The sequence below is a fragment of the Deltaproteobacteria bacterium genome, from assembly GCA_029858205.1.
Lineage (GTDB): Bacteria > Desulfobacterota > GWC2-55-46 > GWC2-55-46 > DRQE01 > JAOUFM01.
Window position 1 is genome coordinate 211,414 of sequence record JAOUFM010000003.1, and the last position, 24,179, is coordinate 235,592.

General features: G+C 49.2%; 23 protein-coding genes. 5 read left to right on the plus strand and 18 right to left on the minus strand.

Features of this window, described 5'->3' with window-relative positions; all coding sequences use genetic code 11:
* Window positions 1-91: 91 nt before the first annotated feature.
* From OEV59_03760 to OEV59_03840, 17 genes are all read right to left on the minus strand, one after another.
* The gene (locus tag OEV59_03760; GenBank protein ID MDH4226857.1) at window positions 92-1,339 is read right to left on the minus strand and encodes a glycosyltransferase family 4 protein; all 1,248 of its coding nucleotides are present in this window, start codon (window positions 1,337-1,339) and stop codon (window positions 92-94) included.
* Window positions 1,340-1,386: 47 nt separating this feature from the next.
* The gene (locus tag OEV59_03765; GenBank protein MDH4226858.1) at window positions 1,387-2,286 is read right to left on the minus strand and encodes an FkbM family methyltransferase; all 900 of its coding nucleotides are present in this window, start codon (window positions 2,284-2,286) and stop codon (window positions 1,387-1,389) included.
* The gene (locus tag OEV59_03770; GenBank protein ID MDH4226859.1) at window positions 2,276-3,934 is read right to left on the minus strand and encodes a hypothetical protein; all 1,659 of its coding nucleotides are present in this window, start codon (window positions 3,932-3,934) and stop codon (window positions 2,276-2,278) included. Before OEV59_03770 ends, OEV59_03765 begins: the two co-directional genes overlap by 11 nt.
* 57 nt (window positions 3,935-3,991) lie before the next feature.
* Complete coding sequence (locus OEV59_03775; GenBank protein MDH4226860.1) at window positions 3,992-4,711, minus strand: acylneuraminate cytidylyltransferase family protein; 720 nt, start codon at window positions 4,709-4,711, stop codon at window positions 3,992-3,994.
* A complete protein-coding gene (locus tag OEV59_03780) occupies window positions 4,698-5,771 on the minus strand; it encodes a class I SAM-dependent methyltransferase (protein MDH4226861.1) in 1,074 nt (357 codons plus the stop codon). The genes OEV59_03775 and OEV59_03780 overlap by 14 nt, the downstream gene beginning before the upstream one ends.
* A gap of 15 nt (window positions 5,772-5,786) precedes the next feature.
* Window positions 5,787-6,587, minus strand: coding sequence for an FkbM family methyltransferase (locus OEV59_03785; GenBank protein ID MDH4226862.1), 801 nt, complete (start codon window positions 6,585-6,587; stop codon window positions 5,787-5,789).
* 15 nt (window positions 6,588-6,602) lie between these two features.
* On the minus strand, window positions 6,603-7,322 hold the full coding sequence (locus OEV59_03790) for a methyltransferase domain-containing protein (protein MDH4226863.1): 720 nt from the start codon (window positions 7,320-7,322) through the stop codon (window positions 6,603-6,605).
* 106 nt (window positions 7,323-7,428) lie between these two features.
* On the minus strand, window positions 7,429-8,211 hold the full coding sequence (locus OEV59_03795; GenBank protein ID MDH4226864.1) for a hypothetical protein: 783 nt from the start codon (window positions 8,209-8,211) through the stop codon (window positions 7,429-7,431).
* A 55-nt stretch (window positions 8,212-8,266) separates the two neighbouring features.
* Window positions 8,267-9,415 (minus strand): UDP-N-acetylglucosamine 2-epimerase, encoded by a 1,149-nt coding sequence (gene neuC, locus OEV59_03800; protein ID MDH4226865.1) that lies wholly within the window; start codon window positions 9,413-9,415, stop codon window positions 8,267-8,269.
* Window positions 9,416-9,442: 27 nt separating this feature from the next.
* Window positions 9,443-10,480: an N-acetylneuraminate synthase family protein gene (locus tag OEV59_03805; protein MDH4226866.1), complete on the minus strand. Its 1,038-nt coding sequence runs from the start codon at window positions 10,478-10,480 to the stop codon at window positions 9,443-9,445.
* A 12-nt stretch (window positions 10,481-10,492) separates the two neighbouring features.
* Entirely contained in the window at window positions 10,493-11,779 is a 1,287-nt protein-coding gene (locus OEV59_03810; protein MDH4226867.1) for an ABC transporter ATP-binding protein, read from the minus strand.
* Between the two features lie 7 nt (window positions 11,780-11,786).
* Complete coding sequence (locus tag OEV59_03815; protein MDH4226868.1) at window positions 11,787-12,611, minus strand: ABC transporter permease; 825 nt, start codon at window positions 12,609-12,611, stop codon at window positions 11,787-11,789.
* Window positions 12,612-12,614: 3 nt separating this feature from the next.
* Entirely contained in the window at window positions 12,615-13,553 is a 939-nt protein-coding gene (locus OEV59_03820) for a GDP-L-fucose synthase (GenBank protein ID MDH4226869.1), read from the minus strand.
* Window positions 13,554-13,556: 3 nt separating this feature from the next.
* Window positions 13,557-14,693, minus strand: coding sequence for a GDP-mannose 4,6-dehydratase (gene gmd / locus OEV59_03825; protein MDH4226870.1), 1,137 nt, complete (start codon window positions 14,691-14,693; stop codon window positions 13,557-13,559).
* A 1-nt stretch (window position 14,694) separates the two neighbouring features.
* Window positions 14,695-15,396, minus strand: a complete 702-nt coding sequence (locus tag OEV59_03830) for an FkbM family methyltransferase (protein ID MDH4226871.1) — start codon at window positions 15,394-15,396, stop codon at window positions 14,695-14,697.
* Between the two features lie 17 nt (window positions 15,397-15,413).
* Window positions 15,414-16,739, minus strand: coding sequence for a nucleotide sugar dehydrogenase (locus OEV59_03835; protein MDH4226872.1), 1,326 nt, complete (start codon window positions 16,737-16,739; stop codon window positions 15,414-15,416).
* A 36-nt stretch (window positions 16,740-16,775) separates the two neighbouring features.
* On the minus strand, window positions 16,776-17,363 hold the full coding sequence (locus tag OEV59_03840; protein MDH4226873.1) for a winged helix-turn-helix transcriptional regulator: 588 nt from the start codon (window positions 17,361-17,363) through the stop codon (window positions 16,776-16,778).
* A gap of 261 nt (window positions 17,364-17,624) precedes the next feature.
* Here OEV59_03840 and OEV59_03845 point away from each other — a divergent pair, with 261 nt between their 5' ends.
* From OEV59_03845 to OEV59_03865, 5 genes are read left to right on the plus strand one after another with little or no spacing between them, the layout of a single operon-like run.
* Window positions 17,625-19,760 (plus strand): AAA family ATPase, encoded by a 2,136-nt coding sequence (locus OEV59_03845; GenBank protein MDH4226874.1) that lies wholly within the window; start codon window positions 17,625-17,627, stop codon window positions 19,758-19,760.
* Between the two features lie 10 nt (window positions 19,761-19,770).
* Window positions 19,771-20,109: a hypothetical protein gene (locus tag OEV59_03850; GenBank protein MDH4226875.1), complete on the plus strand. Its 339-nt coding sequence runs from the start codon at window positions 19,771-19,773 to the stop codon at window positions 20,107-20,109.
* Between the two features lie 2 nt (window positions 20,110-20,111).
* Window positions 20,112-20,297: a hypothetical protein gene (locus OEV59_03855; protein MDH4226876.1), complete on the plus strand. Its 186-nt coding sequence runs from the start codon at window positions 20,112-20,114 to the stop codon at window positions 20,295-20,297.
* 4 nt (window positions 20,298-20,301) lie between these two features.
* Window positions 20,302-20,886 carry a radical SAM protein gene (locus OEV59_03860; GenBank protein MDH4226877.1) on the plus strand — a complete coding sequence of 195 codons (585 nt, stop codon included), beginning with the start codon at window positions 20,302-20,304 and terminating at the stop codon, window positions 20,884-20,886.
* Between the two features lie 13 nt (window positions 20,887-20,899).
* Entirely contained in the window at window positions 20,900-23,683 is a 2,784-nt protein-coding gene (locus tag OEV59_03865; GenBank protein MDH4226878.1) for an Hsp70 family protein, read from the plus strand.
* A 7-nt stretch (window positions 23,684-23,690) separates the two neighbouring features.
* On the opposite strand, the gene rfaE2 is transcribed toward OEV59_03865, so the two are convergent.
* A complete protein-coding gene (gene rfaE2 / locus OEV59_03870) occupies window positions 23,691-24,167 on the minus strand; it encodes a D-glycero-beta-D-manno-heptose 1-phosphate adenylyltransferase (protein MDH4226879.1) in 477 nt (158 codons plus the stop codon).
* Window positions 24,168-24,179 lie beyond the last annotated feature (12 nt).

Below are 24,179 nucleotides of genomic sequence, written 5' to 3' on the forward strand. Positions count from 1 at the left end.
CCGCTCTCCAGAATCAAGAAACCCTTTTCGAAAACACCCTGTCACCGCAAACCTGACACAAATCATACGCATCACAAGCCCTTTTACAACCTTATTCAAACCCGAGCCTTTCCAGAACCATCATCGCTTCTTCCCTGGCCCTGCCGATAGCATAATTATCATTCACCAACTTGTAACACTCTGCGCCTATGGCTGCGGCCTTAGCTTTATCAGTCAATAGTTCGATTGTAGCTGCCGCAAACTCCTCGGGCGTATCGGCAATCAGGATATCCTTGCCGTGCGTAACATTTAACCCTTCCGCCCCGAGCGTCGTTGAAACCACCGGCACCTTACAGGCCCCGGCCTCCAGAATCTTAAACCTTGTTCCGGATTCGAATTTCAGCGGCACAAGCGCGATATCGACGTTACACAAGTACGGCAGCACCGATTCTACACGTCCGGCAATCGTTATTCTTTCATCTTTAACATCAGCCAACGTCTCGCAAGAACCGTTGCCAAGAATATAAAAACGCACTTGCGGGATATCTTTCCAAACCAGCGGCATAACTTTTTCTATAGTCCAACGCGCGGCCTCTTCCATCGGACTGTTTTTCCCAAAACTGCCCGCCAAGTATACAGACGGCCTTTGTATACCGGGATTTTCATGACGTCCCGTATAATTAGCCATGTCTATGACATTCGAAAAAAGCATTACTTTATCTTTTCGCTCGGTAAGACCCTGATAATACTCTTTATCCACATCAGAGACCGCAGTTGTAATATCGGCCAGGTTGGTCCACTCCGCTTCTTCCTTCTCCTTCGCCCTGCCTGCAGTCTCGGTTTTTTCTCTCACGTCCTTATCCACATGATACGCCAGGCCCCTTAAAAGAAATCTGGACCACACGCTATCCGTATCCACAACGACCCTGTACGCCGAATTTTCCTTTATATACTTCATCAAAGGATACGATATGTTCCCAAACCCAAGCCAGATAACATCGGCCTGCACGGAATCGGCCGTACGCAGCAAATCGTCAAAATCCATCTTGCTTTCGTAATGCTGCAAAATATTTTTTCCCAATGCCTTGCGCCCAACAATATTTATCCCTCCAACAACTGTTCTGTGCAATTTGTGCCTCTTGCATGACGGAGCCATAAAAAACTTTTTACATAATTTTTCATAATATTCCACAGCCCTGTCCCCGCCCATGTTTTCAGGCGTGACCCTTGAATAAAGATACAGCTCCGAAATGGCATTAAGCGCCTTTACGGAGTTCTCTATCCTCAGATACGGCCCTCCGGTTGCTGGATACCTCAACTCCTGGGTCGTAAAAAGTATTGCCGGGTTTTTTTTATTCATTATACGCCTGCCCTTATCGCGACCATACACCGTATACTTCGGATCATTTAATACGCAAACAGCAAATAGGGGCGCGGCGGCTCAAAATAAGCGTACATGCCCCTGAACTCAATATGATAATCGCTTCTGAAAGAGCGTATTATGCGCGCGCACTCCCTGGCGTTCATATAATCGTGGTATATCGCGACGGCAAGTTTCGGCTTTAGCGATTCGATGGTATTTCGCGCTCCACGCAAGGCTTCCATTTCGTATCCTTCGATATCTATCTTTACTATACCCGGGCCTTCGACACCGTATTCCCTGACAAGATTATCTATCGTTGTAAGTTCCACCTTCTGCCAGGCATCTTTCGGCGAAGCCTCGGCGACATATGAACTGCAGTTGCTAACGGCATCTTGATTTATATAACAATGGCCCATACGGCTGCCAAGCGCTTTGGCGACCACTTTATACTTGGATTCCCTTGCCGCTTTCCCGAGGGTCAATCCCAGGGCCTCTTCCATGGCGGGAAACGGTTCAACAGCTATAAGCATCCCCGCAAAGTTCTTTCTTAAGGCAAAAAGAGAGTAGAATCCTTCGAACGCGCCGGCATCCATGACCCAGCAAGCAGCAGTCAAATCAAACTGCGGATGGTCGTAAGACGAGGGGTTTTCCCTCCAATCATCAAAGACCTCGTGGTATAGCCAGGGCAGGTCTCCGGTAGGAATGTTTTTCGGCCAATAAAATTCGATATCGCCAACTCCCAGCAAAAAATGGTTGTCGTCAGCGCCTACGACATTGACCGGCGGCAGCAGTGCCGCACGCTCCGAAACATAGAGGGCGACATCCTCTCCTGTAAAATCATAGCGCTCGGGCCTGAAATCCTTATACCGGCGCAGGGCCAGTTCGGCTTCCCATCTGCCACGACAACGTCTATACAGCCTCTGGAGGCCGTTTTTAATCTGCATACTTTTCCCAATCAAGGACATAATCAACGCTGCGCTTGTTTTCGGCCCATCTGGCAAAGCTTTCTATTTCTGGAGGGTACTCCTCGGCGCCAAGCCGTATCGGCCCCTCCGGCATGCAACAGAGCGAACCGAAAAGCCGAACCTCCTTGAAACCGCGCCGTATTACCGGTTTAAGCATGCTCAACCTGATCGGTTTCAAGGCAAAAATGGCGTAATAATAATACAGCGCCAACCTGATCTTTTCTTCAGTCATCGGCGGGATGTTATGCAGGTTCCTCAAAAGGTCTCTATACTCCTGTCTGCTTTGCGGATCGATTGTAAACCCCAGGCCCGCGTACCGTCCGCTTGCCGCGGTTATGACATTATTGCCAAAACACGGCAGCTCCATGCCAATACTGCCCCTGACGGTAATGCCGAAGTCGGAATGTCTGATCCACGAAAGCGGGTTAACGGGCGTGGAGGGATAAATCAGCTTCACGTGATCCGGCAGATCGCCAAACGCCTCCATCACTATCCGTGCCTCCTCATATTCGGCTTTGTCGCGGTATTCCCCGCGCCAGGCATTCGACGGGTGCAGCTTAAGCAGCCAGTTCACGTGCTTGTTCTCGATAGCCACGCCAACGGTATCTACCAGCCACTCCGCATAATTCGTATAAAGCTCCTTCTCGAAGAAATACAGTGTGTCGTAGAGAATGTGGCTAAATATCGTCGCAATGCGTTTTTGCGGCGAAAGACCGTACTTTTCCACCAGATGTTGCCTGCTTGCAAGTTCCGTATTCCGAAAATTGCGCTTTGACAAGTGCCATTTATCGGAATATCTCTCGGCAAAATTAGTTTCGACAAACTCCCTGACCGCTTCTATTTTTATGTCTTTATCGTTTACGATTCTCTCGAACGTTTCGCTCGTGACGGTATTGTGATGCATGCCGTCGTTTGCCTTATTTCTTCTCTGTATAAGAACTCTGTCGTCGATGACCGACAAATTCGTCTTTAGCACGTCCACGCCCTTATTGAGCATATAATAATAAAAAATGCCATGCTCGTCATGAAAGGCTTCGGAGGTTATGTACACATCGGGTATTTCCAGAAAATCTTGCGCATGATGGGCAAATTTCAGGTTTTGGCAAAGCAGCCTCCTTATGCCTTCTTTCTCAGCAGCGGAAGCGTAGTCGATATTTCCGCGCAGTTGATACCGTGAATACCCCGATAACGTTATCTTACCTACCGGAAGCCCTTTATAAGTGAATTCCAGCAACTCCTTCATGTCGCAAGAACCGAGAAGTTCATCCACCTTCTGCAACAATTCTGGCGGCAAATCCTTCTTGTCAAAAAAATCGTCGATAAACCAAAAATTCCTGCAGCCAAACAGCCTGTAATATTTATTTTGGATAACCGATGTTTTCCTCGTCAACACTATAGGACGGTAACCGTTCCTCAAAAGCGGTTGAATCAGAACGGACCACCTTGTTGCCCATATAATCTCGTGATCGTTTCCGTCGATCATTACCGTTTTTTGCGGCTCTTGGCAGGCCCCGGCATCCGCAGTACTCGTGCCGCGCACCAGTTTCGAAAACTCACGAAACTGTATCTCGTCGAATATCCGCTGCCTGCCTCTCCCAAATAGATGCAAAAGATGCGCTACGGCCATTGCTCCCTTACCTTTTCCCTTGGTCGTCATAAAAGCCGCACACGGCATCCGGTGGCGTCACGTAGCATATTCCTCTATCCTCACAATTCCTTTTGTCACAAGCGCTTCGATTAAATACAAATCCATCATGCCATCCAAGTTAACGCTTCTCTCCTTTGGCATGACAAAAGGAAGCGTATGCTCAGGCATGAAAGTACGTTCCCTGAGAAGAACGCCTGTATGGGTAATATAAAAGGCCCCGTTCAGGGCGTAAACCTCGGGCAAAGACTGCCTCGCAACCAGGGATTCCTTTCCGAGATAAGACTTAAGATACCCGCCATCTATCTTCTGTATCTTGTCCGGATGCGGGGAGTCGTGCCTCACGACACTTGCAACGGCATCGGCTTTACCGGTATTCTTTTCAAGAAGACCGCAGACCCCCTCCGCGTCGGCAAGGGTTCTAAGCGGGGACGTTGTCTGAAGAAGAAATATATACGCGTCATTTATACTCATCTCTTCCATCACATGCAACACAACATCGACGGTTCTTGCCGTATCCGTAGCGAGATGCGCTGGCCTAGGCGCCGGCATATTAACCCCGTATTTCTTCGCCAACTCATGCATTTCTGCATCATCTGTCGACACAACCACACTGTCCACATACCTGCATGCCTTCGCAAGCTTTATTGTTCTTTCAAGTAACGTATCATTTCCAAGGCGGTACAGGTTCTTTCGCGGGATCCCTTTGCTTCCCCCGCGAGCAGGAATAAGAGCATACACTGTTTTACCGTTTAACATTTTTAAATATCCCTATCATCCTGCTGCCGAGATTATGCCTGTATATATACTCCGGCGTTACAAAATCGAACAATCCGTCAGGGTCTCCATGGCCATGGTACGGGTACTCGCCTGACATATAGCTCTTTATGTTGTCTATTTCGGTAATTACCGTTTCAAACCGTACGCAATCAAATCCGTGGATTGCCATCAGATGTTTCAAGCTCTTCGGCGAAAAATGAGACAGATGCTTCCACGCAAACACGGGCGACATCTCCCGCATGAGCCTTGTTGCCAGCGATTCGACATTTGGAACAAGTATGAACAACAACCCGCCGTCTTTCAAAAGCCCCTTAACCGCCCTGATTATATTGTGAACATCATAAAGATGTTCGAGCACACTCCACATGGCCACGCAATCATACCCCGAACCGAGCCTCGAGGCGTCAAGGGCCTCGAATGTGGAATTTATGAACTGGACCCCTTTTGCATCGGCGTAGATATCGGCATACCTCTCGTTTACATCGACCCCCACGCAGCTCTTCCAGCCCCTTTCAAACGCAACCTCCAGAAACACTCCAGCGCCGCAACCTATGTCCATTATTTTTTCAATTGACGGAGGATCGAGCTGTTCTATAAGCTCAAGCCCGTAACTATATTTTATCCTGTCTATTTCCTTTTGAAGCGGTTGGGTATAGATGTCGGAGGCCGTTTTATCGTCGGCATATATCTTCATGGCCTCGTCAAACTTTACGCGCGGGTTCAAATACCTGTGCGTGCAATCGCAGCACCTATAGATATCGAGGGCAAAGCGCGTAAGAAATTTTTCCCTGTCCTTCGACGAACACGCCGGGCACGTATCCACATCTTCCCACACCCCACTGATACACTGATAGCGTTCGGCCCCGGTATCTACAACCACCTTCGCATGTTCTCTTATCAAATATCCGCTCGAAGGCCGCCCTTGCCCTGAACGGTTAGTCTCGGCATGGAACTTCTTAGCGCCAAACCGCAGATTACCATCGAACTCATTCTTGGCCTTTACACATTCCTCGAAATTCTTAATATCGATTTTCTTCATACCACCCTTTTGTTTTTAAATCGGCACGGCAAAAAGATGCACCCGCCTGTCTATCTCCGTCTTGCCATCATAGACTACCGGCTCCTCATTATCCGCCCATTGAATCCAAACCTTATATTCGGTTATATCGATAAAATCGAGAAGATCCTTTATCTTTGCATTATAATTCTGTAAGGCATCGGTATGCACTTCTATTACAAGTTTTGGTTTCCGCTTTAGGATTTCACCGGCCCCGCGCAGCACCTCAACCTCATACCCCTCCACGTCCACCTTCAATACGGTAGGCTTACAATCCAGATAATCGTCCAGACGCACAGAATCGACCACCAAACCCGTCCCGAAAGCGCTTTTCATAACAAAAGAATTGGACGTATTCCCGATCCGAAGCCGTCCCGTGACCACACCAACCGCCTTCTCCTCGACAAGTACATTTTTCAGACGATTAATTTCCATATTTTTGCGCAAAATACGCGCGTTATTCGGCAACGCTTCGAAGGTAACCACCTTGCCGCTCTCCCCGACCCAGTTCGACAACAATATAGTTGTGCATCCATGATGCCCACCACATTCAAGAACAACATCTCCCTTGCCAACGATATTATCCCGCACGAACCTCATTTCAATCCAGTCAGGATCGGTACAACCAACATCGTACCATTCTCGGCCGGACGTATCTCCTATCAGAAAATCAAAAGTAACGCCCTCGATAGTTTTTCTCTTGATGTATGGCCTGAAAAACAAAGCGCGCAATTCGCCGATTTTAGATAACATGCCCCAACACAGGCTTCTGAACCAATACAGAAGACTTTTTTTCATCTATACAATTCTCCTTTACTTTATAGCAAGGAACCCCTCGAAACAAACATATTTAAAAACCGTAATTACATCCACAAATCCGGCGCGCTTTAGCAAGTCGGCATTTCCCTGCGACGAAAACGGCTCCAGAACACCCTTTAAACTGCGCGCCTTGGACACTATTTCTTCGGCCGTATATCCCTGTCTGAGTTTATATTCATTATACAATCCGGTCATGATATCCTGAAACCGAGCATCATTGGCTCTGACCTTTTCAAACAGAATAAAGGCCCCTCCCCAATTGAGGTTTTCATATATGCGGTTAAATATGTCCTGCCTTACGCGCGGCTTTACAAACTGCAGTGTGTAGTAGGCCGTAAAGACATCGGCCTTCTCATAGTTATACTGGAATATATCGGCGGCCTCGAACTCGACATTTACAGCACTTGATTGTTTCTTCTTTTCCAGAGCCATCTTTATCATATCCGGCTCGATATCTATGCCTACGAACCTGGCCTCGGGCTTTGTGCTGTTATGCCGAGCGAGCTTCAGCGTCAACTCACCTGTCGATGTCCCGAGTTCATAGCATAAAGAATTTTTCCCGACAAAAAAATCGCTCAAATTACAGATCAACTCGTGCCCTTCGTTATAAAAGGGAACCGACCGCGAAACATGCTCATCGAAATTCTTGGCCACATCTCCTTTGAAGTTCCAGTTCGCATTGGCAGCCGTAAGACCGTCTCCGACACCGGACATATTATCTCTCCTCTCTGTCTTCTTTGATATTACACGCTCGCGCAACGGACCACAACAGCGCATTGTCTGCCGCCCTCGCGGTACAAAAACCCTTGCAACATGTTTTTCACTTAAAGAAATCCGAGCCCAGAATATTATATTTGCCGAGCCTTTCCTCCTGCAATTCAAAGGTTGTAATATCGCCCTTTTTGTCCCAGATAATTTCGTACTTTCTGGTAAAATTTCTCTCGAGAAACCGCGCGTTGTTCGTTCTGCCGTCAATTATTATAAAAGTGCCTGGCAGAAAAGTCGGCTCCATCAACAGCAAGTCCGCAGACATGACAGTACGCTCATCGCACTGAAAACTCAATCCGTTTACCTGCCCCTGCACGTCCTTGGGCGTCGGTCCGTCTAGATAAATAAAATCAGGCACTACATCGGGCAAATTTTTATAATAATGGCAAATTTGCCCGATGTGCGTTCCTATCACAACATCGCTTTGCTGCACATGAACCCTGTCGCGCAGGTCCTCCGGAATTTTGCCTTTCGTTTGCTCTATCCAATGCATGGACGCGTCGACCGAAAAGATTTTGAACATAAAACGATTTCGTACCTCGGGTTTGTCCGGCAAGGCATTCCATTCTATTTCGTTCTTCCTTAATGCATCGGCCATAACCATTGTCGAATATCCTATCCCGAACTCCAGCACAGTGAAACACTTGCGGCTCCTGACAAGTTTATGTAACCGGACCAGGTCCGCAACCTGTAGCGGGAAAGGAAGTATCCTCTTGCCGCTTACGGAATCATAGACATCTCTTTGCGCGTCGCCGCCCGCCTGGAAATCAATTAATCTATCCAGACCGTTTGCAACGATATATTCATTATCATCCATGTTTTTTCCCAAACTCATTATTTGCCTCTCGATTGCCGTATTTATCTAAGCCAACGGCGCACATCGGCTTGTATCACAAATATGCCAATCTTTTTTGGATATAAAGCACCACCTGTGATAATGCCGCAGCAATTTTCCCGCTGGCAGTACCGTCACCATACAGACTGCTGGGGGTAAATCCGCCCTTACCAAGCTGCTTTTTCACGGCCTCGAATATCAATGTGCGTTCAGGAGCAACAGGTAACACATTCTCCGCCACTTCGCGCCCGCCCTGCCTGTCCCCCACCAGCACGACCGGAGTTCCAAGAAAGGACGAATCCCGCACAAAACTGCTGCTATTACCGATGGCGCACGAAGCATTTGCAAGCACCTTAAGGTAATTTTCCGGAGTAAAATTTTTTATCAAACGAAGCCACTTTGCCTCGCGTTGCTCACGAAAAGCGCGAATAACCTTGCTCACATGATCGGAGCCGGCATCAATATTAGGCCACAACCATACCGTCGGCATCTTAATCTCGCCCAATGCCGTAATAAGTTGCAACGTTTCGTCCTTTTCCATCCCATACTCGGTGGTAACCGGATGGAAAACCACCAGCAGATATTTATCCGTAGCTGCTATTTCCCCGCCAACACCGCGCGCAAAGATATCGAACGGCAGCTCTTTATTAAGCTTTAATGCTATATCGCCGCTTGGACATCCGACAAAAAACACGGTTTCTGGCCTTTCACCCATACTTTTCAAATGCTCGGCAGCCTTGCGCGTGGACGGGAAATGAAAATGCGCGAGTTTCGTAATGGCATGCCTTGCGCTCTCGTCTATAGATCCGCTGACCTCTCCCCCCTGTATATGCGCAATGCAAATATTCATATATGACGCGGCCAGAGCGGCGGCTAACGCTTCATACCTGTCGCCGATAATGAGAACAATATCCGGACGAAGCCTCTGGAATTCGCTCGCGAATTCTATTACGGCAAAACCGAGCGACTTGGCCATCGTCAACGGCGTAGACCCTTCCAGTTCTATATATATTTCACTGCTTACATCAAAACCATCGGTTCTGACAATATTTACGGGAGCTCCAAACCGCTCCAAGACCATCGTTCCGGCACATACAACTTGCAGGGCCAGATCATCGTTACGTTTCACGGCCTCCATGACAGGCTTGAGCCTTCCATAATTGGCCCTATCAACCAAGATAACGGCAATTTTACGTTTATTCATATAATATCCGGCTCCACCTCGCTACACTCATTTCAAGTCTTTAAGACTTATGAATTCGTCGGCACAAACGCAACGCTTAAGTTTTTTTCCATAAAGCTTTTTCAGCATGCTTGCCGGTATGCCTATATTCGGCTTTTTAAGAATAAGATCTCCTTCTTCGAGAATTTTCCCTGCCGGAAGATCTGTTCTCGGCACGACACTTCTGCGAAATATTTCCCGTATCGTCTCAAGTTCTTTTGCCACAGAGTTTTTTTTAACTGGATTTAGCGCGGCTATTTCCAAAAATCTTACTCCCTTTGCCAATTGCGCCAACTCTTCCATGGTTACGGACGCTATCACGTCGGGGCCAAACATATGCCGCGACATCGTGACATGCACCTCGACAAACCTGGCGCCAAGCGCACAGGCGGCAAGCCCTGGGTAAATCGTCCCGGAATGGTCCGACAATCCGACCGGGCAACCAAACTGCCGGCTATACCCGGCAAGAACGTTAAGCCCGATTTTTTCCGGCGGAGTCGGGTACATCGTCGTCGCCTGGAATAAGGAAAAAACAGTTTTTTCCCTTTTTAAAAACGCGACAACTTTTTTTATTTCCCTGTCGGTGCTCATGCCGGTAGAGATCAAAACCGGTTTTCGCGTGGCAACTATCCGTTCCAACATTGCCTCATTACCCAATTCTCCGGACCCTATTTTCCACGCGGCAATACCTGCCTTTTGCAACAGATTTACGGCCTCTAACGAAAACGGCGAACTGAGAAAATGCAGTCCCTTGCTGCGCGCATACTTTGCCAAACCGCACCATTGCTCCGGCGTAAACTCCATCCTCTTCCAATAATCATATCTATTTCTGTCCTGCCTGCTAAACTTAACCCTAAACGGTTCATCCAACGTGCTTTCCGCATCGGCGATATGGGTTTGGAACTTAATGGCATCCACGCCGGCCTCTGCCACGACATCTACGAATGCATACGCCTGACCGAGGCTCCCGTCGTGCGTTTGCGCGACCTCGGCAATCAAAAAACACGCCTTGCAGCCTCTTTCGAAATACTTCCCGATATTTTGCATTTTCCGCACCACCTATACCACCTTTTGAGGCTGAGTCCAGACATAGGGCAATTTTACGGCACCAAGGCTATGGTATGACCAATTAACATTGGAATACCCCTTTGACGATGGCTCTATAGCGAAATCTAGCGCCGGCCTTATGCCGTCCTGCAAAGACGGCGCGTACATACTGAGCCAGGTAAAATATCTGCCGGGGCGCAAATAGTTCGGGGATATATCGAGCCCAAACTTGTACATTCCAGGCGCCATGACAGCCTCCATCACATCTGACAGAACCGCAAACACCTTTGCGTCCATCGAATCAAGTACCCCGAAATGTATTTCCAAAAGATCCAACTGTTGCCTCACTTCAACATAGATATCTATATGTATCGATTCTTCCTCTTCATACTGTGACCGCGCTTTGCCAATCTTATCCGAGCAAATGGCTTTTACAAAAACCGCCTTGGCGGTTTTGGGATTTACTTTATGCAAAGGTCTTTCCAAAAGCCTTAAATCATATACGCCATCCTCCCTCGCAGACAGGCCGCAGCCGGAAGGATCTTTAACATAATGTTCTATCACTTCATGCGTTACCCCGGACATAGTCACAACGCCTTTAGTAAGCTCTATGCATCTCGTCGTGAGAGATGCTACCGCGCTCATGTTATGGCTTACAAAAAGGACGGTCCGCCCCCCCTCTGCCACCTCACCCATCTTACCAAGACATTTCTTCTGAAATCCGGCATCACCGACGGCAAGAACTTCATCAACTACCAGTATCTCCGGCTCAAGATGCGCAGCAACTGCAAAGGCCAAACGCACATACATGCCGCTCGAATACCGTTTAACAGGCGTATCGAGAAACTTCTCTATCTCCGAGAACGCCACTATCTCGTCAAACTTGCTTTTTATCTCAGCCCTCGTCATTCCAAGAAGAGCGCCGTTTAAAAGTATATTTTCCCTTCCGGTAAGTTCCGGATGAAAACCCGTGCCGACCTCGAGAAGGCTCGCAACGCGCCCCTTCATCGTAATACGGCCGGACGTGGGCTCAGTTATCCTCGAAAGTATTTTCAAGAGCGTACTTTTACCTGCGCCGTTACGGCCTATAATACCTACAACCTCTCCTTCCTTTACGTTGAAGGAAACGTCCTTCAACGCCCAAACGATATTATCTTCTTCCTTTTTAGGAGCGCCAAAATTCTTGAACGGCGCAGTCAACGTCTGTACTATTTCATCGCGAAGGCTACCGTAAGCCATCCTTTCGCCGATCCTGTATTGTTTAGATATATTTCTTACTTCTATTATATTCTTAGACATACTCGTATCAGACCACGTCCGAGAAATAACGCTCTACGCGGCGGAAATAAAAAACACCGCTTACAAAAACCGCAAAACCGCATACGGCAGACACAGCCAGAGATGCCCAAGGAATATCCACATGACCCAGAACAGCAGCCCGGATTGCCTCTATGACACCGGACATCGGGTTTAGCATCAATATCATCTTATACTTTTCCGATAAAAGACCTGCCGGATAAATAACCGGGGTCACGAACATCCATATCTGCACGAAAAACGGTATTGCATACTGAATATCCCTGTACCTTACGTTTAGCGCCGAAAACCAAAGCCCGAACCCAACAGCATTCATCATGACGAAAGACATCAATATCGGCACAAGAAAAATTCCCAAACCAGGCTTTACGCCGTAATAAACCATTATCGCGCCAAACACGAGCGCCGAGATAAAGAAATCCAGAAACACGGACACGGCGGAACTCGCAGGCATGATGATTCGCGGAAAATATATTTTTGTTATAAGATTTTTTTCAGAAACGACACTGCTGGTAGATTGCGTAAGCACTGCAGCAAAGTACTGCCACGGTAAAAGACCGGCATACACGAAAACCGGGTACGGTACGCCCTCCGATGGCATCCCCGCGAACCTGCCGAAAATTACCGAAAAAACGACCATGGTCAGCACCGGCTGCAGCACGGCCCACACTATGCCGATAACAGCCTGCTTATACTTTACCTTTACATCCCTCCACGCAAGAAAATACAAAAGCTCCCTGTACTTCCATATCTCGCGAAGGTCGACCGGTATAAACCCTTTTCTGGGTTCTATGACAGTAACATTATCAGCCATAAATTACGCCTTATTGGACTTCCACCACTCTATAGTTTTCTTCAGCCCATCCTTGAAACCTATCTTTGCCTCAAACCCGAACTCTTTTTTTGCCCTCGAGGTATCGAGCATCCTTCTTGGCTGACCATCGGGCTTGGACGAATCCCAGACGATGTCTCCCTTAAAACCGGTAAGCCTCGCTATCAATTCAACCAGGTCCCTTATCGATATCTCGAAACCGGCCCCGAGATTCACAGGATCGCTTTTATCATATCTTTCGGCGGCAAGAAGTATGCCTTCGGCGCAATCCTCGACATACAAAAACTCTCTTGTAGGTTTTCCGGTTCCCCAAACAGTTATTTTCTTCTCTCCTCTATCGATTGCCTCTGTGCATTTTCTTATCAGCGCCGGTATCACATGCGACGAGTTCAAATCGAAATTATCGCGCGGGCCGTACAAATTAACCGGCAAAATGAATACCGAATTAAACCCGTACTGCTGCCTGTACGACTCGCTTTGCACAAGCAGGGCCTTCTTGGCCACGCCATACGGCGCATTTGTTTCTTCCGGATACCCGTTCCAGAGGTCTTCCTCCTTAAATGGCACTGGCGTGAACTTCGGGTACGCGCATATAGTGCCAAGCGCCAGAAATTTCTTCAGTCCGTATTTTCTGCCTTCCTCTATTAACTGAACTCCCATCATCAAATTGTCATAAAAAAACTTGCCTGGATTTTCCCTGTTGGCTCCGATGCCGCCAACACGCGCCGCAAGATGCAGCACTATATCGGGCCTTGCATACTTATATATGCGCTCGCAAGCCTCGTGCGTTACAAAATCGTAGTCCTTGCTCCTCGGAACGGTTACCTCACTACACCCGCGCTCCTTGAGCTTGTCGACCACAAAGGAGCCGAGAAACCCCGCGCCTCCGGTAACAACCACCCTTTTATCTTTCCAAAAACTCACTCGTTAACCTACCGTCAATTTACTATCTGTCCAGGCTATGCCTTTTTTGGCGAGTATCTTTCTGCCTTCACCCTTTGAATCGACACCTGCGGCCTCAAGGTCATAATCCACCATTATCTTGACCAGATCCTTGAATGTTATCTCAGGGGTCCACCCGAGTTCCTTTTTGGCCTTTCTTATGTCAGCCTTAAGCACATCGACCTCTGTAGGCCTTAAATAACGGGGATCGAGCTCTATGATTGCGTATCCCGGCTTTAGACCGTCGGCAATGCCTTTTTTAAGAGACTTTATTACTCCCTTTTCCTTAATGCCCTTGCCCTTCCATTCGATCTCTATTCCCGCATATTCGAATGCATGGTTCAAAAAGTCCCTTACCGACCTTGTATCGCCCGTGCCTATTACAAAATCCCCGGGCTTATCGTGCTGAAGGATGCGCCACTGGCATTCGACGTATTCGGGCGCAAACCCCCAGTCCCTTTTTGCGTCGAGGTTGCCAAGGTAAAGCTTTTTTTGCTTACCCGCGACTATCGCGGCAAGGGCGCGCGTGATTTTGCGCGTAACAAAAGTCTCGCCCCTTCTTGGAGATTCGTGGTTAAAAAGTATCCCGTTCGAGGCGAACATGCGGTAGCCTTCGCGGTAGTTTACGGTCATCCAGTACGAGTACACCTTTGCCGCGGCGTAAGGGCTCTGCGGCCGAAATACCGTTTTCTCGCTTTGCGGAGGAAGCGCGCTCCCAAACATTTCACTCGAAGACGCCTGATAAAAACGCGCAGGCACTCCGCTTCTCCTGACTGCCTCGAGAAGGCGTGTTGTGCCAAGTCCGGTGATGTCGCCTGTGTATTCGGGTATATCGAAACTCACGCGAACGTGGCTCTGGGCGCCGAGATGATAAATCTCGTTTGGCGCAATATTGTAAACCAGATTAACGAGCTGTCCCGAGTCCGAAAGGTCTCCGTAGTGAAGTAAAAGTTTTGTCCCCGGCAGGTGACGGTCCTTATATATATGATCTATCCTGTGGGTATTGAAGGTACTGGCGCGCCGTATTATGCCGTGCACCTCGTAGCCCTTGCTTAAGAGAAGTTCGGCAAGGTAGCTTCCGTCCTGCCCTGTTATTCCCGTTATAAGCGCGCGCTTTCCCATTCTATTCTCCCGGATTGTTTTTTATTATAGTAGGCCTCTCGGCCCAGCGTTTCTTATCGACAAAAACGGTGTTAACGAACGTATCGCCGCAGACGATATATCCATTACGCTCCATCACCTTGAATATTTCATCGTTCTTCCTGTTCTCGTTATAATAAACGGTCTCTATGCAAAACACCTCGGGTCTGTACTTCTTGAAATCGAAACTCTCGAGTATCTCGACCTCGAGGCCTTCGACGTCAATGGTTACAAGGTTCGGGCATTTATCGAAATATTTTTCGATTATCCCGTTTATGGGCACGACATTTATCTTCAACACCTTCGGCTCGCCGCTGCCAATACTCTTGTAACGCTCCATGGTTTCCCTGCTGCAGGTGCTAAGTGTTGTGCCGCCCGGTATAACGTAAAAATCAATGACCCCTGCCTTTGCCGCAACGCCGACATTAAGATTAACGTCCCTTCTTCTCTTAAAACCGAACTTGGCGAAAAGCTCCGGGTCTGGCTCCACGTTCACGCCCTTGCATCCGTTCTTGTAAAAATAGTACGTGTTACTGAACTTAACGGGGTCGTGCGCGCCGACATCAAGATAAGTGGGTTTACGTATCTTTAACGCCCTCAAGATGAAATCCGCAAGCACGTCCTCGCCTGCCTGGGCGTAAGATCTCTTATAATCTCTTTTGAATATATTCCTTATGAATTTCATCTCATTGAACTCCGGCCCTACGCCGGCACCACCTTTTTGCTTTTAAATTTCCTTGCCGCGCCTCTTGCATCCACCACTATCTTGCTGTTAACAGCTATCATCTTATAGTCGTAACACGTATGGTCCGTGGATATGACGACGCAATCGTATTTCTTTAACGCCGCGGGGGTAAGTTTCACGGACTTAAGTTCGATTGCATGGTGCCGCATCCTCGGCATCTTCGGCACATAGGGGTCGTTATAATCCACCTTTGCGCCAAGCCCCTTTAGCATTTCTATGATATGCACGGAAGGAGACTCCCTCATGTCATCCACATCTTTTTTATACGCCGCTCCGAGCACAAGGATACGCGAGCCTTTGACGGACTTGCCTTCCTTGTTTAGCGCTGTACCGACCTTCCCAATGACATAAGAAGGCATGGAGGTGTTTATCTCCCCGGCAAGCTCTATAAAGCGCGTTGCGAACTCGTACTCCTTCGCCTTCCACGTAAGGTAAAACGGGTCTATGGGAATGCAATGCCCGCCAAGGCCCGGGCCCGGATAAAAGGCCTGGAACCCGAAGGGCTTGGTCTTCGAGGCATCGATGACCTCCCATATGTCAATGCCCATCTTATCGGTAAGCATCTTAAGCTCGTTTACAAGCGCTATATTGACGCAGCGATATATATTCTCGAGAAGCTTTGTCATCTCTGCCGCGCGCGTGGTAGAGACCTCTACCACCTTATCTATAATCTGCGAGTACAACAGACTGCCCGCTGCCAGACAATCCTTTGTAACACCGCCAACCACCTTGGGAATCGTCTTTGTCGAAAAATCCTTTCTCCCCGGATCTTCCCTTTCGGGCGAGAATACAAGGAAGTAATCTTTGCCGACACGAAGCCCTGTTTTTTCGAATTCCGTAAGAAGTATTTCGTCGGTTGTTCCGGGATAAGTAGTGGACTCAAGAGAAACAAGCTGGCCTATTCTAAGGCGCTCCACTATCTCCTTTGTCGTACCGACAACATAGCTCATATCCGGCTCGCGCATCTTACCCAGCGGCGTAGGCACGCATATGATGACCGCATCCGGCTCCTTAAGCCTGTTCATGTCAGCGGTCGCGGCAAACTTCTTTCCCTTGACATGTTTTGCGATATCCCCTGCGGCTATGTGCTTTATGTAAGACCTTCCGGCATTGAGCGCCTTTACTTTGGACGAGTCAACATCGAACCCGAGCACCCTGAAGCCTTCGTCGCAGAACCTGAGTACCAGCGGCAACCCGACATAACCAAGCCCGATAACGCCTATGAGCGCGCTTCGTTTTTCTATTTTTTCAAGCAGTTTTTCTTTTACGATATTTTTCGCCATAGCACCTCATTTAAAGCCGTTTCTCAGGATTTTTTCTCAAACCTGTCCTTTTTTGCTGATGTCTATGATCCGTGCCTGAACAACCCCTGCCTCTATCAATGCCTTCGAAAGTTCCGCGCTTCTATAAAACGAAGTTATTACTATGGCCTCGGCTGCGCCGTCCCTGAGCTTTTCAATACCGACAACCGGCATATCGAAAAACTTTTCGGTTCTTTCGATATCCGAAATGCAGACAAGCTCCAACCCGGCCTCCTTTAAAGACAGATACGCTATCTCGGCAACCTCATCTACGCCGCAGAAAGCGACTCTGCTTATGCCAAGCTCCTTCAACCTTGCAAACAGTTCAGCGAAATCCGTCCTCGCAACCCTGTAGAGGTTGGTAAAATTCCTCAGATGTTCGTAGGTGAGACGGGTCTTTTCAAGAAAACCATTTGGCGTAAGATAATATTTGTAGCGCTTTGCGGGAATACCGGAGACTGTTATGTAACCTTTTGAAATGAGATTCTTTATGTAGGAATTTATGAGTCCCAGCGCAATACCGAGGTTTTTGCTTATTTCACGCTGGGTTAGGTCGCCGTTTCGCGATATCTCGTCAAGCACGAGAAGCGAACGGTACCCATCCATATGGCCGTTTTTATCCTCGCTGTTCATACTATGAACATACCATTTAATCAGGCATTTTGTCAAGTAAAACGCGTTCATGCAATGAACTGGCCGCGCGCAAAAAATTAGTAATTTACATTTGCCGGGGTTTTATTGTATGGTATATTACTTAAAATTCCCCGTGCTGTTTTATTAAAAAATATTCCAACTTCGCTATCTGAAAAGTAAATTTGGCCATGCCAGTCTTTTTATGCTACAATAAAAGATACGGGTATATCCAACATGAATGCCAGAGATTTTGAAAAAGAGATAAAAATCCACATCGAAGCGCGCTACCCCATTTTGTGGCTCGTATCGTTCGAAGAGCGCCGGGTCGAGCGCATCGTCGAAAACCTCTGCAATACCAACGGGTTCAAGTTCTGGACATGGTCCGTGTCAAAAGGGCTCTACGGTAGCGACAAAAAAAAGAAAGAGCCCGTTGGCAGGGAAAAAATCCTTACCTCCATTGAGGAAAAGATAGTAAAGAACGAGGAAATCAATAACTTCTTCCTTTTAAAGGACATTGCCGGGTATTTCCAATCCCACGAGTTCCTAAGAAAGTTTCGCGACATCCCGGGCACCATCGAGGACTATCGCTCGCTTAACACCGTCTGCATCCTCTCGCCAACACTTAGCGAGATTCCGCCGGAGCTCGAAGAAGACATCGTGGTAATCGAGCTTAGCCTGCCCGAGTACGACGAAATCGAGGAGATGGTAAACACGAACTTTTCCAAATACATCCCCGCGTCGTGGCATTCGTCTACGAGGTCGGTTCTCTACAAATCGCTACAGGGCCTTTCTCTAGATAACATCAAAAGGGTCGTAAGAAAGGCAATCAGCCTGAATAGAGGCGTGCTGAACGAAGAATGCATCAAGTACATACAGGACGAGAAGCAGCAAATCATAAAAAAGCAGCAGATACTCGATTACTACCCCTACAGGGAAACTATCGACCACATCGGCGGCCTCGATGAAATAAAAAAATGGTTCGTCGAGAGAGAGCATGTCTTCCGTTTAAGCAAGGGCAAAATCGAAACTCTCGGCCTTGACGTTCCAAAAGGCCTCATGCTAATTGGCGTTCCGGGCTCCGGGAAAAGCCTCTGCTGCAAGGCCCTTGCCGGCATCTGGAACCTTCCGCTTCTAAGAATGGACGTAGGCCGTCTCTTTGGCTCGACAGTCGGAGAGTCCGAGAAAAATATTCGTAAGGCCATACAGCTTGCAGAGGCGGTAAGCCCCTGCATAATGTGGATCGACGAGATAGACAAGGCATTCGGCGGAATATCCGGTTTCCAGGGGGATTCGGGCACGCAGCTAAGGGTGTTTGGCACCTTCATCACATGGCTGCAGGAAAAGGACAAACCCGTCTTTGTCATAGCAACTGCCAACGACCCGAAAAACCTTCCTCCCGAGCTATGGAGAAAAGGCCGCTACGACGAAGTGTTCTTCGTCGATCTTCCAAGCGCCGAGGAAAGAGACGAAATATTCAAGATACACCTCGAAAGAAGAGGACAAAAACCGTCGAACTTCCGCTTAAAGGAACTCTCGCAGAACTCGCAGGGCTACACGGGCGCCGAGATAGAGCAGGCCATAAAGGACGCGGTCGTTGCCACATTCAACACTCTGCACGAGGGAAAAGAAGCAAAAGAGGCCGACGCAATAATAGACGGCACCTTAACCCTCTCACTCGACACGGCAACGCTTCTCGAAGCGATACGGCACATAACGCCGCTCTCGGTTCTGAAAAAAGAGGAGATCGAGGCGCTTCGCGAATGGAGCCAGCAAAGGGCGCGGCCCGCATCGAAGTCTCTCTTCATGCAGCGCGCAGAGATGCTCTCTGACGCGGAAAAGCGCACTATCGCCATACACGAGGCCGGACATATAATAATGATGTGGCATCACTTCAATGGCACGCCGGTCTTCGTGAGCATAGATAACTACAAGGACACCTCTGCATTCACCGGCAAGAGCGAAAGCCTCGTAAACACACTTACCAAGCGCGACCTGGAAAAGGAAATCGGCGTGATGCTTGGCGGCATGGTGGCCGAAGACGAGGTCGGCGGAGCGGACTCGAAAACTGTTGGCGCCTCGCACGACCTTAGCGACGCAACGGCCAAGGCAAGAAGAATGGTCGTGGAATACGGCTTTGGCGACATAATGAAGAACACGAGCCTTGTAGAGCTCCAGGAATACGCCATGATGTCCGGGAAAGACATTCTCGAGGACATACAGAAGATAATCCACGGCGCAAAGGAAGAGACCGAGTCCGTCATTTCGAAGAACAAAGCGCTTCTCGAAAAGCTCGCGGACAAGCTCGTGGCGGAGATACTCGTAAACGGCGAGGGATTAAGGAATTTCCTTACGCAGCACAATCTGGAATAAGGGCCCCGCTATGTCGTTTTTCACAAAGCTCAACACCGAACTCAAAAACAAACAGTACGTGCTCGCTGCCATAGCCGCCCTTAAGCAGACAGGCGAGATAAAGAACTACGCCATAAACGAAAAGAAGGAAAGCGTCGAAATAAACCGCGCCGGCGACATTATACAGGTAGTAAAAACAAAGACCGGCGAGTACGAACTGCAGGGAGACGCAAGAGTGGTAAGCGCCTTCTCGAGCAGGCTAAAGCAGCTCTACGCGTACGAGGCAATCAAAGACAACATGCCGCTGGACTTCGAGATAGCCGAAGAGATAGAAACCGCCGGAGAGATCCGCATCGTGCTTAAAGGCTAAATATGGGTAAAGAGATAAAAATAAAGATAACACCCGACGGCAAGGTCGAGATAGATTCGACCGTGTTCAAGGACTGTAAAGAGGTGGCCGAACACCTATCGAAGGTCATAGGAAAGGTCGAGGTCTTCACCATAAAAGAAGAACACGAGCGCGAAGAAAAACTTCGCATAAAAAAAGGCGACAAATAAGCACATGGCATCGTCGATATTCATAGACACGCACGCGATAATCGAGAGGTCGCGTGTAAACGGCCCAGGACAGAGGCTGGTGGTCTTTTTCCAGGGCTGTCACAGGAACTGTCCTGGCTGCTTCAATCCGGCAACGCACTCAATCGGCACTGGCGTCAAATACGGCATACGGGAGATATTCGCGCGTTTCCTCTCTAAAAACGTAAGCGGCTTAACTGTTAGCGGAGGTGAGCCGTTTCTGCAAAGCGCGGCGCTCTGTGAACTGCTTAAAACCGCAAAACGCGAACACGGCCTTACGACCGCCGTGTACACGGGATTCACGATAGAGGAAATACGTTCATCAACGGAGCTTAGCCCTGCGCTCGAGCACATAGACGTGCTCATAGACGGGGCGTTCGACGAAAACAACACAGAAAGGACAACTCTTGCAAGAGGTTCCACAAACCAGCGCCTTCACTTTCTCTCCGGCGTTTATTCGATAGATGATTTTATTTTGCCAGGCAAAGCGGAGATAATAATCAACAAGGACGGTTCGGTGGTAGAGACCGGATTTTCGAAGCCGGCGGGAATAAACTCCATCCTCTTGTAAAACGACCCACACCATGACGATAGAGAACTTCTTCAGGGACAATTCCGGCATAGCGCGCACAAGCGCAGTTGAGCAGCGCGACGCGGCGCTAAAATACCTGCGCTCGCTGCCAGAGTCTAGCGACAGGGCCGAGGACTTCAAATCGGCGTACGCGTACATACGAAACATCAGCGACGCCGAAGAAATGCGAAACGCACTCATCGAGCTTGCCATCACGATGCCAAAGCACGGCCCGTGCATGGACCTGTTTAAAGAAGTGTTCCCCGGCGCCATCAACTCCACAGACGCCATACCCGAGCCCATACACCGCAAATCAACGCTTACGCGCCTTGTAGACTGCGTGCCCGACAAACCGGAGTACGCCGAGGCATACGCGCGCGTCGTGGAAAAATACATCGAGGCCGCAGACAAGATAGACGACCGCTTTGCGCGGCGCTACGCGCTTGCGGAAATTGCATCGAGACTCAAACACAGGGACGAATACGAAGCCCTCATGCTCCATGCCATGAAGGTGAGCCTCGGGTTTGCCGGCCTTCCGGGCTTTAGGCAATACTCGCTTCCCGAGATAGCAAGGGAACTTCCGAAAAGCTGCGACGTGGAGGTCTACAGAAACCACACATTCCTCGGGCTTGCGTTCTCGCTGCCGCACAGGGGCGAGTTCCTCGAACTCTTCAAAAAGGCCCTGACCACGGCCATCGAGTCAACGGAGCACATCGTTGAGCCGTATTACAAGAAATACGCCCTTCTCTTCATGGCCAACAGGCTGCCCGAGACAGCAGAGTTTTTACCGCTAAGAAAGAGCGCTTTCAGGGCCGCCCTTGCCTCGGTCGACACGCTCGCCGACAGCTTCGCCAGGCAGTACGGATATAACGAATTCCTAAAGGACGTGCCAAAGACGCGCGAATTCTCCGACATACTGCTCGATACGGTCGAGAAGAGCCTTCCGTTCTTTTCTCTAAGAAGCCAGATGTCGGACTACGAGCCCATAGAGATACTCGACCGGATACTGATCGTCGCGGACAAAAAAATATCGGATTCGAAGAAAAAACATTACACCCGCTTCCATTACGCCGATTTTTTCCTGAAACAGCTGAACCTGATAGCCGATAACTTAAACGATGTGCGCCTTCTGGAAATTCTAAGGCCCTACACGCACGTATGGGTAAGGCCAAAAACTTTCAGGGACTCGATACGCAAGGTGTTCGACAAGGTCTCGTCCTTAAAAGGCAGATACCACGGCGCCGAAGTAGAGCGTCCACTTTATGTCAGCGAGGCATGCCTCGGCATAGACAAACGAAGCCGCACGGCATCCGTTATGGCGGATACGCGCGAAGGCTACGCGCTCTCGATAGACCTTGGCGCCACCAATACCGTTGTAATGCTTAAAAAACCCGGGGCATTCCCGGAATTCGTCAACATAGAAGGATTATCCGAAACCATCGGAAGCGTTGCCTTCATAAGCACGGCAGTAGACAAGAACAACGACTTGATAGGCGCTGCGGCGCCGGCCCAGTCGCGCTCGAACAACATAAAAAAACTGTTCATGGAAGGCGACGAAGAGGGGCGCGAGCTCATCGAGAAGTTTTTCCGCATCCTGTACTCCAGAATAAAGGAATCTGTCGAGGTGCCCGGGTTTTTCAAGAAACTTTCCGGCAGGATTTTCGATACCGTTTCCGTGACAGTGCCGGTCGGGTATACGGATTACAGCGGCGAACTTACCAGAATCATCGAAAAATACGCGGGCAGCGCGCGCATAAAGCTCGTGGAAGAGCCGCTTGCTGCGGCGATAGGCTATAACGTGGCGGAGAAAAAGGAAAAATTCGTCCTTGTTCTCGACTTTGGCGGCTGCACGCTCGACCCGATGCTTTTAAGGCTCTCTACCGACATGACACACGTCATAGCAAAGCCCGACAGATCCAAGATGCTTGGCGGGCGCGACATAGACCGCTGGGTGGCCGAGTACGTGAACGAAAAGCATAACCTTAGGACCAACCCTTCGGGGCACGAGGCCCTGACTGCGGCAGAGGCGCTGAAAATAGAACTTAGCGCCAAAAACTCGGCGAAGTTCGTGTTTGGCGGCCGCGATATCGCGGAACTTACGCGCATAGAGTTCGAGGAGCTTCTCTCGCGCAGAGGGTTCTACAGCGACATAGACAGGGAACTTTCGAACGTGCTAAAAAAGGCTTCGAAGCTCGGCGTTTATAAATCCATGATAGAGGCCGTCATCATAACCGGGGGCTCTTCGCAGATACCGTCGTTCAAGGAAAAGATATCTCACTACTTCCACAACCTGGCCGTGCAAAACGCGATATACGACCACAGCCCGCTGTCGTCGGTCGCAAGGGGCGCGGCCCTCTACGGCACGGCCTCGGTGCTGGACCGCCACCTGGCCATGGCGTACGCAATAAAGCACATTGCAAGGGAAGAGGAAAAACAGTTTGCCTACGAAATCGTACTCGAAAAGGGCGAATCGCTTCCGTTCAAAAAGACCTTGCGCTTTACTCCTGCCATGACGCTCGGTGGACAGAAGGAAATATTTCTCGAACTCTTCGAGGTGCCCGATTCCCTTATCGTACGGCGCTGGATATCCGAGGGCGGCATGGAGTTCATAAAGCAAATACTTAAGCACACGCCCGACGAACTCGATCTGAGGGCTTTCAAGACCGTCACGCTTTCATTCGACGCTCCTATAGAAGGAAGCACAGACATCACATTTATAGTGGAAGAGAACGGACGATTGAAGGTGCGCTACGAAAAAGACGGCCGCGAACTTGCAACCGACATACACCTTCAGTAAAACGCGCCTATGCGTGGGATTTAAGGATTTTCTCTACGATGTTCGTGGTGGAGAGCCCTTTTACGAGCCGTATCCTGGCAACGCGCCCGCCGTTTGCCATAACAACGTCCTCGCCGACTATCTGCCCTTTTTTCCAATCAGCGCCCTTTACAAGGATATCCGGCTTTACCGCGGTTATGAGCTTAATGGGTGTTGAATCGCCAAAGAGCACGACATAATCGACAAATCCGAGCGCCGAGAGCACCTCTGCGCGCTCTTTCTCCGGAACTATGGGGCGTTTGTGGCCTTTGATGCCCCTTACGGAAGAATCGCTGTTTAGACCGATAACGAGCACATCGCCAAGCGATGCCGCCTTTTTAAGATACCTCACATGCCCGGCATGCAGGATATCGAAACAGCCGTTCGTGAAAACAACCTTTTTCCTCTTCGCCTTTTGCCTTTTCAGGCATGTAAGCAGTTTTTTAAGCCCTACGATCTCTCCCACGCCTCGCACCGC

Bases quoted from the DNA above. Each gene is read 5' to 3' on its own strand.
- OEV59_03760 (MDH4226857.1), bottom strand. From the start codon at position 1,339: ATGAATAAAAAAAACCCGGCAATACTTTTTACGACCCAGGAGTTGAGG.
- OEV59_03765 (MDH4226858.1), bottom strand. From the start codon at position 2,286: ATGCAGATTAAAAACGGCCTCCAGAGGCTGTATAGACGTTGTCGTGGC.
- OEV59_03770 (MDH4226859.1), bottom strand. From the start codon at position 3,934: ATGGCCGTAGCGCATCTTTTGCATCTATTTGGGAGAGGCAGGCAGCGG.
- OEV59_03775 (MDH4226860.1), bottom strand. From the start codon at position 4,711: ATGTTAAACGGTAAAACAGTGTATGCTCTTATTCCTGCTCGCGGGGGA.
- OEV59_03780 (MDH4226861.1), bottom strand. From the start codon at position 5,771: ATGAAGAAAATCGATATTAAGAATTTCGAGGAATGTGTAAAGGCCAAG.
- OEV59_03785 (MDH4226862.1), bottom strand. From the start codon at position 6,587: ATGAAAAAAAGTCTTCTGTATTGGTTCAGAAGCCTGTGTTGGGGCATG.
- OEV59_03790 (MDH4226863.1), bottom strand. From the start codon at position 7,322: ATGTCCGGTGTCGGAGACGGTCTTACGGCTGCCAATGCGAACTGGAAC.
- OEV59_03795 (MDH4226864.1), bottom strand. From the start codon at position 8,211: ATGAGTTTGGGAAAAAACATGGATGATAATGAATATATCGTTGCAAAC.
- neuC (MDH4226865.1), bottom strand. From the start codon at position 9,415: ATGAATAAACGTAAAATTGCCGTTATCTTGGTTGATAGGGCCAATTAT.
- OEV59_03805 (MDH4226866.1), bottom strand. From the start codon at position 10,480: ATGCAAAATATCGGGAAGTATTTCGAAAGAGGCTGCAAGGCGTGTTTT.
- OEV59_03810 (MDH4226867.1), bottom strand. From the start codon at position 11,779: ATGTCTAAGAATATAATAGAAGTAAGAAATATATCTAAACAATACAGG.
- OEV59_03815 (MDH4226868.1), bottom strand. From the start codon at position 12,611: ATGGCTGATAATGTTACTGTCATAGAACCCAGAAAAGGGTTTATACCG.
- gmd (MDH4226870.1), bottom strand. From the start codon at position 14,693: ATGGGAAAGCGCGCGCTTATAACGGGAATAACAGGGCAGGACGGAAGC.
- OEV59_03830 (MDH4226871.1), bottom strand. From the start codon at position 15,396: ATGAAATTCATAAGGAATATATTCAAAAGAGATTATAAGAGATCTTAC.
- OEV59_03835 (MDH4226872.1), bottom strand. From the start codon at position 16,739: ATGGCGAAAAATATCGTAAAAGAAAAACTGCTTGAAAAAATAGAAAAA.
- OEV59_03840 (MDH4226873.1), bottom strand. From the start codon at position 17,363: ATGGATGGGTACCGTTCGCTTCTCGTGCTTGACGAGATATCGCGAAAC.
- OEV59_03845 (MDH4226874.1), top strand. From the start codon at position 17,625: ATGAATGCCAGAGATTTTGAAAAAGAGATAAAAATCCACATCGAAGCG.
- OEV59_03850 (MDH4226875.1), top strand. From the start codon at position 19,771: ATGTCGTTTTTCACAAAGCTCAACACCGAACTCAAAAACAAACAGTAC.
- OEV59_03855 (MDH4226876.1), top strand. From the start codon at position 20,112: ATGGGTAAAGAGATAAAAATAAAGATAACACCCGACGGCAAGGTCGAG.
- OEV59_03860 (MDH4226877.1), top strand. From the start codon at position 20,302: ATGGCATCGTCGATATTCATAGACACGCACGCGATAATCGAGAGGTCG.
- OEV59_03865 (MDH4226878.1), top strand. From the start codon at position 20,900: ATGACGATAGAGAACTTCTTCAGGGACAATTCCGGCATAGCGCGCACA.